Source organism: Luteibacter sp. 22Crub2.1, assembly GCF_900167995.1.
In the GTDB taxonomy this organism is placed as follows: domain Bacteria; phylum Pseudomonadota; class Gammaproteobacteria; order Xanthomonadales; family Rhodanobacteraceae; genus Luteibacter; species Luteibacter mycovicinus.
Genome location: NZ_FUYT01000016.1, coordinates 1 through 13,148, shown reverse-complemented (window position 1 = coordinate 13,148; position 13,148 = coordinate 1). Strand labels below are relative to the sequence as shown.

The following is a 13,148-nucleotide window of genomic DNA, read 5'->3' as shown; positions in this document are numbered from 1 at the left end:
CATTGTGGCATCCGTGCCCATGATCAGCGAGCCACTTTACTGAACAGATGTCGCCAGACCGCATACACAGGCAGTCCGGCGAGCACCACGAGGCACACCACGCCGGCGCTCAGCGGCTTGTCCCAGGCGTAGGCGACGACCACCGCGATCACGGTGCCGAGGAAAATCATCGGCAGCAACGGGTACGCCGGCGTGGCGAACGCCGGCCGGCTGCCGCCGTGGCGGCGATACCAGAACAGCGTGGCGATGGTCACGGCGTACGCGACCCAGTCGCCGAACGCCGCGAAATCCAGCAACTGCCCGTAATTGGCCGACAGGACCAGCACGATGGCCCACGCCGCGAGCGCCATCAGGGCGATGTTGGGCGTGCGGTAACGCGGATGCAGCCGCGCTACGCTGGAGAAGAACAGGCCATCCTCGCCCATCACCTGGAGCACACGGGCGCCCGCCACGAGGGTGATGTTGCAGAAACCAAGTGTGGAAACGGCGATGCCGATCGCGATGACCTTGGCGCCGGCCGCACCGAACACACGGCTCATGACGTCGGCGGCGGGTGCCTGGCTGGCGGCGAGGCCATCGTGACCCAGCACGGCCATATAAGCGTAGTTGGTGAGCACGTAGGCGGCGATGACCACCAGCATGCCCAGTACCAGCGCGCGTGGCAGCGTCCGCTGCGGGTCACGTACTTCGCCCGCGAGATTGTTGAGGTAGCTGAAGCCGGAAAAGGCGAACAGCACCGGCAGCAGGGCGCCGGCGAGGCTGCCGCTCGTCGGCGCGACGCCCGGTGCCAGTGCATGAGTGGTGCCGACGCCGGCGAAGGCCAGGCCGGTCACCACCAGGGCGGCGATGGCGAGCAGTTTCAGGATGGCGAAGAGATTCTGTACCTGGGCGCCGAAGCGGATCCCGAAAAGATTCAGCCCGGTCACGAAAATCAGCGCGCCCACGGCCAGCGGCTTGACCAGGTCGGGCGACAGACCGAACACCGACGTGGCGTAGCTGCCGAAGATCGTCGCCACCGCGGCGCTGCTTCCGCTGTAGATCACCAGCAGCATCGTCCAGCCGAACAGGAAGCCGGCCAGACGGCCGAACGCCTCACGCAGGTAGACGTAGCTGCCGCCCGCTTCCGGGCGCCGGGCGCCGAGTTCGGCGTAGCAGAGGCAGCCGATCAGGGTCAGCAGGCCCCCGCCCACCCACAACGCCAGCAGTACCCAGCCCGAGGACGTGCGTTGCGCGACGATGCCCGGGTTGAGAAAGATGCCGCCCCCGATGATGCCGCCGACGACGATGAGTGCGGCATCCATGAGGGTGAGACGGCGTGCGTAGCCGGGATTTTCCATGAGACGTGGGTCGTGATCGGGATAAAGGACGGAGAATAGCCCAGATTGCGTTTTCTCCGTTGCGGCGCAACACTTCGGGGGATAGTCAGCCCTGGCTGACCGCTTCTTTCCCCAGCCAACAAAAGAGTCCCGTGAGCGAAAACGCAAACGCGCCGTTGCCTCTCAACGCGCCCTGGATCGTCATGAAGTTCGGCGGCACTTCGGTGGCCACCGCCGCACGCTGGCGCAATATCCTCGAGCTGGCCGCCAGCCGCCGCGCCGAAGGCGCGCGCGTGCTGATCGTGGTCTCGGCCCTGTCCGGCATTACGGACGGCCTGAAACAGCTTTGCACGCACACGGAATCGAAACGCCGCTCGGACGCGGCCGCCGCCCTGGCCGATCGCCACCACGCCCTGCTCGCCGAGATGTCGCTCGCCATGCCGGAGACGCTCGGCGCGCGCCTGGCCGATCTGGCCGGTCTTGCCGACAGCGGTGCCGGCGAGCTGGGTGAACTGGCCTGGCAGGCCCGTGTTCAGGCGCATGGCGAGCTGATGTCCAGCGCGCTCGGTGCGGCATTCCTCAGCGCGAACGGTCTGCCCACCACGTGGGTCGACGCGCGCGAGTGCCTGCATTCGGTGGCCCTGCCAAACCAGAACGAGCGGACCCGCCTGCTCTCGGCGATGGTCGAGCCTCATCACGATGCCGCCCTGACGGCCTCGCTGGCCGAGCGCGGTGAGGTCTTCATCACCCAGGGCTTCATCGCCTGCGACGAGGAAGGCCGCACGGTGCTGCTCGGTCGCGGCGGTTCGGATACGTCGGCGGCTTATTTCGGCGCGCTGCTGGCGGCATCCCGCGTGGAGATCTGGACCGACGTGGCGGGCATGTTCAGTGCCAACCCGCGCCAGGTCGCCGGCGCGCGCCTGCTCCAGCGCCTGGACTACGAAGAAGCCCAGGAGATCGCCTCCACCGGCGCCAAGGTGCTGCACCCGCGCTGCCTGTCTCCGCTGCGCGAGCCCCGCGTCCCCCTGCTGATCAAGGACACCAACCGGCCCGAGCTGGAAGGCACCTTCATCGGTCCCGAGATCCGCGAACACGCACCCAGCATCAAGGCGATCAGTGCGCGCAAGGGCATCACGCTGGTCTCGATGGAGTCGGTGGGCATGTGGCAGCAGGTCGGCTTCCTGGCCGACGTGTTCGATGCCTTCCGCCGGCATGGTCTCTCCGTCGATCTGATCGGCTCGGCGGAAACCAATGTCACGGTGTCGCTCGACCCGACCGAAAACCTGCTGGATTCCGACGCCATCGCCGCGCTTGCCGCGGACCTGGCGCGCGTCTGCAGGGTGAAGGTGATCGCGCCGTGCGCGGCGATCACGCTGGTCGGCCGCGGCATGCGCTCGATGCTGCACAAGCTGTCGGGTGTGCTGGCCGAGTTCGGCCAGCTTCGCGTCCACCTGATCTCGCAGTCGTCCAACAACCTCAACCTGACCTTCGTCGTCGACGAGGACGTGGTGGACGACATGCTGCCGCGTCTGCACGAACTACTGATCGGTGCGGGCGCTCTGCGCACGGACGACAGCGTGGTGTTCGGGCCGTCGTGGCAGGCCTTGTACGGTGCGGGCGAACAGGTGCTGCCGGCCGCCGCATGGTGGCAGGGCGAGCGCCTGAAGCTCGTCGACCTCGCGAAAGAGCGCACGCCGCGCTACGTCTATCATCTGCCGACCGTGCGTGCGCAGGCACGCCGGGTGAAATCGCTGCAGGCGGTGGACCGCGCGCATTACGCGGTCAAGGCCAATACGCATCCGGGCATCCTCAAGGTGCTGGCGGAAGAAGGCTTTGCCTTCGAGTGCGTCTCGCCGGGCGAGCTCGCCGCCGTGTCGGCGGCGGTGCCCGAGAGCACGCCGCTGCTGTTCACTCCGAACTTCGCCGCGCGTCGCGATTTCGAAGCCGCGTTGCGGACGCGCGCGACCATCACCATCGACGCGCTGTATCCGATCGAGCACTGGAGCGATCTGTTCGCCGGTCGCGAGATCATTCTGCGCGTGGACCTCGGTCGCGGGCTGGGGCACCACGACAAGGTGAAAACGGGCGGTACCGGCAGCAAGTTCGGTGTGCCGATCGAGCAGATCGACCGTTTCCTGCGTCTGGCCGATGCGGCCGGGGCGCGGGTTATCGGCCTGCACGCGCATCTGGGCTCGGGCATTCTCGATGCCGCACACTGGGGCGAGGTCTACTCGCAGCTGGCGGCGCTGGCGGAGCGTATCGGGACCATCACCGTGCTGAACATCGGCGGAGGCCTGGGCGTGCCGTCGCATCCGGGCGAGACCGCGCTCGACATGCCCGCGCTCGATCGCGTGCTGACCTCGGTACGTCAGGCCTATCCGCAGTTCCAGTTGTGGATGGAGCCCGGCCGCTATCTGGTGGCCGATGCCGGCGTGCTGCTGGCGCGTGTCACGCAGGAAAAGGAGAAGGGCGCCAACGTGCGTTACCTCGGTCTCGACACGGGCATGAACAGCCTGATCCGTCCCGCGCTCTACGATGCCTGGCACGAGATCGTGAACCTCACGCGCCACGGTGAAGCGGCGACCACGATGTACCAGGTAGTCGGCCCTATCTGCGAGTCCGGTGACATCCTCGGTTCGGACCGGCGCCTGCCGGAATCGAAAGAGGACGATGTGATCCTCGTGGCGCAGGGCGGCGCATACGGTGCCGTCATGTCGTCGCGCTACAACCTTCGTGACGAAGCCGACGAGGTGCTGCTGCCGTGACCGCCAACCTCACCGATCCACGCGGAAGCGAGCGCTTCCGCTTCGTCCGTCACACCTTCGTCGATGGTGTCGCCGAGCTGGTCTACGCCTTCGACGACGGCCTCGAGCTGATCGAGCGCGTTACGTTTCCGGGGGCGCCGACGGTCCCGCCGGAGCGCGAGGCGGCGTTCGCGTCGGCGCTCCGGCTGCTGCATATCGTCGCCGGTGTCAGCTACTACAAGGCGGGCATCCCGCCGTCGATCGTGATCGAAGGCGAGCCGCTCGACGAAGAGACGGCGACGCTTGCCGATGCGCTGTATCTGCATGGTCTGGCCGAGTTCGCCTATCGCAACCGGCTGGATCTGCGTGGGCGTATCGCGTTTCCGTTCGAAAGTCGCGATCGCGTCGCGGCCCCCGCGATCGGTTTGCCGGCACGCTCGTTGCTGCCGATCGGTGGCGGCAAGGATTCCGTGGTCGCCGTCGAGGCCGTGAAGTCGACCGGTGGTGACGCGACGGCGGCGTGGGTCGGCAATTCGCCGCTCATCGCCGAATGTGCGGCGCGAACCGGTCTGTCGACGCTGAACATTTCGCGCGAGCTGGCGCCGGGTCTGTTCGAACTGAACCGCCTGGGCGCGTGGAACGGGCATATCCCCGTGACGGCGATCAACTCGGCCATTCTGACGCTGGCGGCTCTGTTGTACGGCTACGACTCCATCGTATTCGCCAATGAACGTTCGGCATCGGTCGCCACGCTGGAATACGAAGGCCAGGAAGTGAATCACCAGTGGAGCAAGGGCTTCGGTTTCGAGAAGACCTTCCACGACTACCTGCATTCGCATGTCGCCGCCGATCTCGACTACTGCTCGCTCCTGCGACCGTGGTCGGAGCTCGCGGTGACCAGCGCATTCGCGCGCCTTGGCGCGGCGTATTTCGATGCGTTCTCCAGCTGCAACCGGAACTTCCGTATCCTCGGCCCCAAGCCGGCGGATCGCTGGTGCGGTCAGTGCCCGAAATGCCATTTCGTGTTTCTCGCGCTCGCGCCGTTCATGGCCAAACCGCGGCTGGTATCGATCTTCGGGCGCAACCTGCTCGACGACGACTCGCTGGCCGACGCGTTCGACGCGTTGCTCGAATACAAGAACCACAAGCCGTTCGAGTGCGTGGGCGAGGGCGCCGAAGCGCGCGCCGCGCTCGCGTCGCTGGCGGAGCGTCCGGAGTGGCGCGAAGACGCGCTGGTGTCGCGTTTCCGTCGCGAGATTCTTCCGCAACTCGACTCGTCCGAGCTCGCACTCGAGCCCTGGCTGAAGCCGGGTGCGTCGCACCTCGTGCCATCGCGTCTGCTCGGAGCGCTGGATGCGCTGGGCTGATCTCGAGGGGCGCCGCGTCGCCGTCTGGGGTTTCGGTCGCGAAGGGCGTGCGGCCCTCGACGCGCTGGCCCGGCATCTGCCGGGGCAGCTGGTCGATGTCTACTGTTCGTCCGACGAGGCGGCCGCGGCACGTGCTTCGTTTCCATGGGCGCACGTACATGACGTGGCCCCCGATGCCGATGCGCTCGCGTCGTACGACATCGTCATCAAGTCCCCCGGTATCTCCGCGTACAAGCCCGAACTGCTCGATGCGCAGGCGCGCGGCACGCGTTTTACATCGGGCACCGCGCTCTGGTTCGCCGCCCATGTGACGGCGAAGACCATAGCGGTGACGGGTACCAAGGGCAAAAGCACCACATCCGCTTTGATCGCGCATCTTGCGCGTTCGTTGGGTGTGCGCACGGCACTGGCCGGCAACATTGGCTTGCCAATGCTCGAGCTCGATGGCGAGAGCGCCGATCTGTGGGTGATCGAACTGTCGAGTTTCCAGACCGGCGAAGCGTTTGGTGTCGGGCTTGGCGTCGTCACCAGTCTCTACGAAGAACACCTCGACTGGCACGGCTCGCGCGAGCGTTACGTCAGCGACAAACTGAAGTTGCTGGCGTCATCCGCGCAGGTGCTGGTCAATGCGATGCAGCCTGCGCTGATGGCGCGAGCGGCGGACCATCCCGGTCTGCATACGTTTGGCGACGAGGCGCACTGGCATGTCGCCGACGGCTGGATTCGGCGTGGAAGCGAAAACGTGATCGCGGCATCCGCGGTGTCCGCGCCGGGTCTTCACAACGCAGTCAACGCGTGTGCCGCTCTTGCCGCACTGGAGATCGCCGGCCTCGATGCGCGTGCCGCAGCGCCTGCGTTGTCCACCTTTGTGCCTCTGCCGCATCGGTTGCAGCCGCTGGGCGAGATCCATGGCCTGCGCTGGATCAACGATTCGATCAGCACGACGCCGCTGGCGAGTCTTGCCGCGCTCGAAAGCGTGGGGGTGGAACGTGTCGCGCTGCTCGTCGGCGGGCACGATCGCGGTCTCGACTGGACGCCGTTTGTGGAAGCGATGCGCCTGGATGCGCCTGAGGCGATCGTGTGCCAGGGTGCCAGCGGTTCGCGTATTGCGGATGCGCTGGAGGCGGCGGGTGTCGCGAATGTTTATCGGGCAGCGGATCTCGCCGCCGCCGTCGGTGCCGCGCGTAACGCCCTGAGCGGCGAGGGCGTCGTCGTGCTGTCGCCGGGTGCGCCGAGCTTCGACCAGTTCAGGGATTATGCGGAGCGTGGCAAACGCTTTGCCGAGCTGGCGGGGTTTGAAGCCGGCGCGGCCAGTATCCAGGGCCTGGGCGTCAGCTGACGCCGTCGCCGACAGGCTGACGTGAGCCGCGGCGCATCAGGCCTCGACAGCCCCGAGTAAGGTCCCCACCACCGCCGCCAGTGCCGCATACAGCTCCGGCGGCACGTCGTCGCGCAGCCGCACGGCCGCCAGCAAGGTAGCGATCTGCGGATCCAGTTGCGGTGCGAGCCCCAGCGCCTGCGCGCGCTCCAGCATGTTTTTCACGCTGTCGGCGTCGACACGCTGGGTTTTCCCATTGCTGGTCGGCGTCGCGAGCCGCAGCGTGACACTGCGGCGCGGGGAGGGCAGGGACGGATTCATGCGCGGGCTTCGAGGAGGACCGCGCTATACGCGCTGGTCGGCACGGGCAGGCCGTGCATGCAGGAGAAATGATCGAGCTGCAGGCCGCTTTTCTCGAGCACGCGCCGCAGCGAGACGAATTCGGTTTCCAGGCGCGACACGGTGTCGGCCTGTTGTACCCACAGGCGCACCGACACGCGCGGTATGCGCAGCTGGATCTCACCCTGTACGGCGCCCAGCGCGAGCGGGTCGATGGCGAATCCGACCGTCCACAGGCCATCCGGCTCGCCAGGGCCTGGCTTGCCTTCCTCGATCCGCAACTGGAGCACGTCGTAACCGCGCGCGTTCGCCAGCGGCACTTCGATCATCCATAGTCCGGCCTGCGGCTGGGATTCCAGCTGACCGATCTCGACACGGGACAGTGCGGCACGTGTGTCGGTCCGTAACTGGCCGACCAGCGCGTCGACGTCGTCTTCGGTGATGGCGAATTCCGCCACGCGAGGCTGGGCAATCAGTGCGCGCTGGGCGAGCGGCGGGGGTGTGTCACCAAGCTGGCGCGGAAGTCCGGGGCCGGTGCTGACGCCCGATGCGCTTCGCGTCGGCGGAAGATCGGCCAGCGTGCGGCGGAGCGCCATCAATGCCGCCTTGAAATCGTCGGCCGCCGGGGTCTCTTTCGTCGGCTCGGCGAGATGGGATTCGAGGAAGCTGCCGCTCTTGGCGATGGCTTCCTTCATGCCCATCGGCGTGCTGACATCATCGGGTCCGCTGATCGAAGCCTCGAGCGTGGCGAGTGCGGCTCGCAGGGGTGCCGGCAGCGAGCGGGCCACCGGGCTGCGCGCCAGTGAGGCCAGTGCGCCGAGCAGCGGCGCGTAACCATTCTGCAGCGGCAGCCGTTCGCGCAGTCCCTGCATCGTGACGCCTTCCTCGGGGTGGGCGATGAGGACTTCGAGCTGGGGCTGAGCGCCTTGGGTCAGGACGCGCACCTGAAACTGCTGGGGAAGCTGGGTGCCCGTGGTGTCGGCCTCCACCGTGATACCGCCGATGTCCAGCAGCAGCTTGCCGATGTCGTTCTGCCCCATGACGCGTGCCGTCAGCAGCGTACCCACCCGCCAGGCATCAACGGCCGCGGTGGTGCCCGCTGCCGCGCCGGCCCATAGCTGGGCGGCGATACTGGTCGGCTGGATGATCAAAGGGCAGGTCCTCCGAGGGCCTGGGCGGACCCCGGTCTGGGCTCGCTCCTGTGGCATAGGAATCGGCGGAAACGGGCGGAACTTTAGGTTGGCGCTTGCCGACACCTGTACGCGTAAACGGCGAGCGCGGTGGGCCGCCGCCCCGGCAAGGTAATGCTCTCCGTCCGCGCGGCGCCCGACCTGCAGGTCCGAAGGGCCGACTCCCGGTACACTACGCGGATGACCCAGCTTCCCTTCGAACTCCTCGCCACCGATGGCGCGGCCCGGCGTGGCCGTCTCCGATTCGGCCGCGGCACCGTCGAAACCCCGGCCTTCATGCCGGTGGGCACCTACGGCTCCGTGAAAGCCATGACCCCGCGCGATGTCCTCGACACCGGCGCGGAGATCATCCTCGGCAATACCTTCCACCTGTTTCTGCGGCCTGGCCTCGAGATCGTCGGCGAATTCGGCGGGCTGCATAAGTTCATCGGCTGGAACAAGCCGATCCTTACGGACTCCGGCGGTTTTCAGGTCTTCTCGCTGGCGCACAAGCGCAAGATCACCGAAGAGGGGGTGACCTTCGCCTCCCCGGTGGATGGGTCGAAGGTGTTCCTCTCGCCCGAAGAGTCGATGCGGATCCAGAAGGTGCTGGACTCCGACGTCGCGATGATTTTCGACGAGTGCACGCCGTATCCGGCGACCGAAAAGGTCGCCTCTGACTCGATGGAGCTCAGCCTGCGCTGGGCCGAGCGTTCCCGCCAGGCTTTCGACGACCTGAAAAACCCCAACGCGCTGTTCGGCATCGTCCAGGGCAGTACGTACGAAAAGCTGCGCCACCGTTCGGCGGAGCGGCTGGTGGAGATCGGCTTCGACGGTTACGCCGTGGGTGGTCTGGCCGTCGGCGAGCCGGAGGCGGAGCGCAATCACACGCTCGACCTGACCCTGCCGATGCTGCCAAAGGATCGCCCCCGTTATCTGATGGGGGTGGGACGCCCCGAAGACATCGTCGAGGCCGTCCGTCGCGGCATCGACATGTTCGATTGCGTGATGCCTACGCGCAACGCGCGCAACGGGTTCCTCTTCACGTATGAAGGCACGTTGCGCATCCGGAACGCGAAGTTCGCTACCGATACCCGCGTGATCGAAGAAGGTTGCGACTGCTACGCCTGCGCCAACGGCTTCTCGCGCGCCTACCTGCGACATCTCGATCGCTGCAACGAGATCCTGGCCAGCCAGCTGGCGACGATGCACAACCTGCGGCACTACCAGCGCTTGATGGCCGGGCTGCGCGGCGCGATCGAGACGGGTACCCTCGACGACTTCGTCACCGCCTTCTATGCGGCCCGCCAAAAGGCCGTCGTCGACGGCTGACCGGGCTTGAGGGCGCTGTCCGGCGCCCCCAGAAGCCTTGACGAGTCCGGTACATAAGCACCGGGGCGCGTGGCATAATCCACGATCTTTTTACGTGAGCAGCCGCTTTTCCTTGGCTGTTCCATGACTTGCGAGATATCCGATGAGCCTTCCGACGTTCGCCGCCATTGCCCAGGCCACTGCCCCCGCTGCCGCACCCCAGGGCGCTCTGAGCTTCTCGCCGCTGATCATGATGGCGGTGCTGTTCGGCATCTTCTATTTCATGATGATCCGCCCGCAGATGAAGCGTCAGAAGGAGCACCGCAACCTGCTCTCGGCGCTGAGCAAGGGCGACGAGGTCGTGATGAGCGGCGGCATGGCCGGCCGTATCGAAGACGTGGGTGAGGCCTTCGTCCGTGTCGAGATCGCTCCGGGCACCGTCGTCCAGGTCCAGAAGAGCTCGATCACCCAGGTGCTGCCGAAGGGCAGCCTCAAGAAGTCCTGAGCTTCATCTCATCGCGTCAGCTGCGGCCGGCACCCGGCCGCCTCCACGGAATGTAAGGCATGAGTGATTTTCCACGCTGGAAATACGCGCTGGTTGTGATCGTATTGCTGTTCGGCATCGTCTACGCGCTGCCGAACGTCTATACGCCGCAGCCCGCCGTGCAGATCTCGGGTAACCACGGCAGCGCCGTCGACGCCACGCTGAAGACCAAGGTCGAGAGCATTCTTGCCACGGCCCACGTTCCGGCAGCGAGCGTCGACGTGACGTCGTCCGAGAAAGGCAGCCGCCTGCTGGCGCGCTTCGCCAGTGCCGACGCGCAGGCGAAGGCGTCCGACGCACTTCGCGGCGCGCTCGGTGACGACTACACGGTCGCGCTCAACCTCGCCTCGACCGTGCCGTCGTGGCTGCGCTCGATCAACGCGTACTCGATGCCGCTGGGTCTCGATCTGCAGGGCGGTGTGCACTTCCTGATGGAAGTCGACCAGAATGCCGTGATCGACGGTCAGGAAACCCGCTACGCGGACGACGTCCGCTCGCTGCTGCGTGACAGGAAGATCTCGTACGACTCGGTGGCGCGCAATCCACGCGGTCAGGGCATCGGCATCATCCTGCGCAGCGACGCCGATCGCCAGGCCGCCGCGTCGCTCATCGCTACCGAGTTCACCGATCTGACCGTTTCCGATGGTCCGTCCACGGGCAACCGCTTCACGCTCAATGCCGTGGTCAAGCCGGCCAAGCTGCGCGAGCTCGCTCAGAGCGCCATCACCCAGAACGTCACCACGCTGCGCCAGCGTGTGAACGAACTGGGCGTGTCCGAGCCGCTGATCCAGCAGCAGGGCCAGAGCCAGATCATCGTCGAGCTGGCCGGCGTGCAGGACACGGCCGAGGCCAAGCGTCTGATCGGCGCGACCGCCACCCTGGAATACCGCGCCGGCCTGTACACCCCGCAGCAGGCCATGGATGCCGCCCGCAGTGGCAGCGTGCCGCCCGACGCCAAGCTGTATTACGGCCGCGATCGTCGCCCGTACCTGCTCAGCAAGACCGTCATCGCCACGGGCGATCAGCTGACCTCGGCCGTCTCGGGTCGCGACCAGCAGAACGGCACGCCGAACGTCAGCGTCACGCTGAACAGCGCCGCCGCCCGCAAGATGCAGGACTTCACCAACGGTAACGTCGGCAAGCCGATGGCCGTGCTGTACATCACGCGTACCAACGACATCAAGATGGTCGACGGCAAGGAAGTGAAGACGCCGAAGACGACCGAGGAAGTCATCAACTACGCGAACATCAGCTCGCCGTTCGGCAAGCAGTTCTCGACCAACGGCCTGCCCAGCGACGCCGAAGCCTCCGATCTCGCCCTGCTGCTGCGCGGCGGTTCGCTCGCGGCACCGGTCGACATCGTCGGCGAAAGCGTCATCGGTCCCAGCCTCGGCGCGGACAACATCGACCGCGGTTTCAAGGCGGTGATGCTCGGCCTCGGCCTCGTGCTGATCGCCGCGGCCATCTACTACAAGCTGTTCGGCATCGTCGCGGACATCGCCCTGTTCTTCAACCTCGTCCTGCTCGTCGCGGTGATGTCGCTGATCCACGTGACGCTGACGATGCCCGGCATCGCCGGTATCGTGCTGACGCTGGGTATGGCAATCGATGCCAACGTGCTGATCTGCGAACGTATCCGCGAGGAACTCCGCAACGGCTCGTCGCCGCTCGCGGCTATCCGCACCGGTTACGACAAGGCGTGGGCGACGATTCTCGACGCCAACGTGACCCACCTGCTCGCCGCGCTCGGTCTGATGACCATGGGTTCGGGTCCGATCAAGGGCTTCGGTGTCACGCTCTTCATCGGTATCCTGACCTCGATGTTCACGTCGGTGACGGTGACCCATGCCATCACGGCGCTGATCCACGGCGGCCGCAAGCTCAAGACCCTGTCGGTCTGACGGGAGGACGCCATGGAAATCTTCAATCACAACTCGAACTTCAACTTCCTCGGTCTGCGCAAGTACAGCATCGGCCTCGCCGTCCTGCTGATGCTGGGCTCGATCGGCCTGATCCTGACCAAGGGTTTCAACTACGGCCAGGACTTCCTGGGCGGCGTCTCGGTCATCGTCGACTACGCGCAGCCGATCGAGGTCAACGAGGTCCGCGCCACGCTCGAAAAGGCCGGCATCGAAAACCCGCTGGTGCAGTCGGTCGGCGGCACGCGCGAGTTCAACGTGCGCATGTTGCCCAAAGACGACAAGGGCTCGGTCACGCTGGTCGGTGAAGAGGCGGCGACCAAGGTCTCCTCAGACATCATCGCCGCCCTGAAGACCACCCGCCCCGATGTGACGATGAAGAGCAAGTCCTTCGTCGGCCCGCAGGTGGGTGAGGAGCTCCGCAGCGACGGTATCGTCGCCGTGGCCTTCGTCATCATCGGCATCATGGGTTACCTGTGGATCCGCTTCGAGAAGCGCTTCGCCATCGCCGCGCTCGCCACCGAGGTCCACGACGTTCTCGTGACCCTGGGCATCTTCGCGCTGACCCAGCGAGAGTTCGACCTGACGGTGCTCGCCTCGGTGCTGGCGGTGGTCGGTTACTCGATCAACGATAAGGTCGTCGTCTTCGACCGTGTCCGCGAGCTGTTCCGCTCCAGCCGTAACGCCACGCCGGAAGAAGTGCTCAACCGTTCGATCAACAGCACGCTGTCGCGAACGATCATCACCTCGCTGTTCACCGGCATCACCATGGCGGCGCTGTTCTTCATCGGCGGTCCCGTGGTGCACGCCTTCGCGATCACCATGCTGATCGGTATCGTGGTCGGCACGCTGTCCTCGATCTTCGTCGCCAGCCCGATCCTTCTCTGGCTCGGCGTGTCGAAGCAGGACCTGATGCCCGTCAGCAAGGAAGACCCGGAACTGGCGCGCCGCCCGTAAGGCTGCTTCGTTCCGCTTCGGAAACCCGGGGGCTTCGGTCGCCGGGTTTTTTTTTGCCTTTGCAAATGGTGTGAGGGCTCGGCTTGCGCCATCGCGTTTGGCTTTGTCGCGGCGTGTTGTGTCGCGTTGGAGAGCCGGCGGGGGTGACCCTCGCGGCCACGCCT

10 protein-coding genes are annotated in these 13,148 nt (G+C 66.1%); 7 read left to right on the top strand and 3 right to left on the bottom strand.

Annotated elements, in window-relative coordinates:
* Positions 1-23: 23 nt before the first annotated feature.
* Positions 24-1,337 carry an amino acid permease gene (locus tag B5X73_RS16485; RefSeq protein ID WP_036110831.1) on the bottom strand — a complete coding sequence of 438 codons (1,314 nt, stop codon included), beginning with the start codon at positions 1,335-1,337 and terminating at the stop codon, positions 24-26.
* Positions 1,338-1,468: 131 nt separating this feature from the next.
* Between B5X73_RS16485 and B5X73_RS16480 the strand changes: the two genes are divergently transcribed.
* Genes B5X73_RS16480 through murD form a run of 3 tightly spaced genes read left to right on the top strand, consistent with a single transcriptional unit; the run spans position 1,469 to position 6,766 of the window.
* Positions 1,469-4,081 (top strand): bifunctional aspartate kinase/diaminopimelate decarboxylase, encoded by a 2,613-nt coding sequence (locus tag B5X73_RS16480; protein WP_303048772.1) that lies wholly within the window; start codon positions 1,469-1,471, stop codon positions 4,079-4,081.
* Positions 4,078-5,427: a UDP-N-acetyl-alpha-D-muramoyl-L-alanyl-L-glutamate epimerase gene (gene murL / locus B5X73_RS16475; RefSeq protein ID WP_079522591.1), complete on the top strand. Its 1,350-nt coding sequence runs from the start codon at positions 4,078-4,080 to the stop codon at positions 5,425-5,427. Before B5X73_RS16480 ends, murL begins: the two co-directional genes overlap by 4 nt.
* Complete coding sequence (gene murD, locus B5X73_RS16470) at positions 5,414-6,766, top strand: UDP-N-acetylmuramoyl-L-alanine--D-glutamate ligase (RefSeq protein WP_079522590.1); 1,353 nt, start codon at positions 5,414-5,416, stop codon at positions 6,764-6,766. The genes murL and murD overlap by 14 nt, the downstream gene beginning before the upstream one ends.
* Positions 6,767-6,802: 36 nt before the next feature.
* Here the strand turns inward: murD and B5X73_RS16465 are convergent, their stop codons facing one another.
* Complete coding sequence (locus B5X73_RS16465; RefSeq protein ID WP_036110839.1) at positions 6,803-7,066, bottom strand: hypothetical protein; 264 nt, start codon at positions 7,064-7,066, stop codon at positions 6,803-6,805.
* Entirely contained in the window at positions 7,063-8,235 is a 1,173-nt protein-coding gene (locus B5X73_RS16460) for a flagellar hook-length control protein FliK (protein ID WP_079522589.1), read from the bottom strand. The genes B5X73_RS16465 and B5X73_RS16460 overlap by 4 nt, the downstream gene beginning before the upstream one ends.
* Positions 8,236-8,454: 219 nt before the next feature.
* Between B5X73_RS16460 and tgt the strand changes: the two genes are divergently transcribed.
* From tgt to secF, 4 genes are all read left to right on the top strand, one after another.
* A complete protein-coding gene (gene tgt / locus B5X73_RS16455; protein ID WP_036110844.1) occupies positions 8,455-9,585 on the top strand; it encodes a tRNA guanosine(34) transglycosylase Tgt in 1,131 nt (376 codons plus the stop codon).
* A gap of 142 nt (positions 9,586-9,727) precedes the next feature.
* Positions 9,728-10,069, top strand: coding sequence for a preprotein translocase subunit YajC (gene yajC, locus B5X73_RS16450; protein WP_036110847.1), 342 nt, complete (start codon positions 9,728-9,730; stop codon positions 10,067-10,069).
* A gap of 59 nt (positions 10,070-10,128) precedes the next feature.
* Positions 10,129-12,009, top strand: coding sequence for a protein translocase subunit SecD (gene secD, locus B5X73_RS16445; protein ID WP_079522588.1), 1,881 nt, complete (start codon positions 10,129-10,131; stop codon positions 12,007-12,009).
* Between the two features lie 12 nt (positions 12,010-12,021).
* Positions 12,022-12,984, top strand: coding sequence for a protein translocase subunit SecF (secF, locus tag B5X73_RS16440; RefSeq protein ID WP_036110852.1), 963 nt, complete (start codon positions 12,022-12,024; stop codon positions 12,982-12,984).
* Positions 12,985-13,148: the final 164 nt, after the last annotated feature.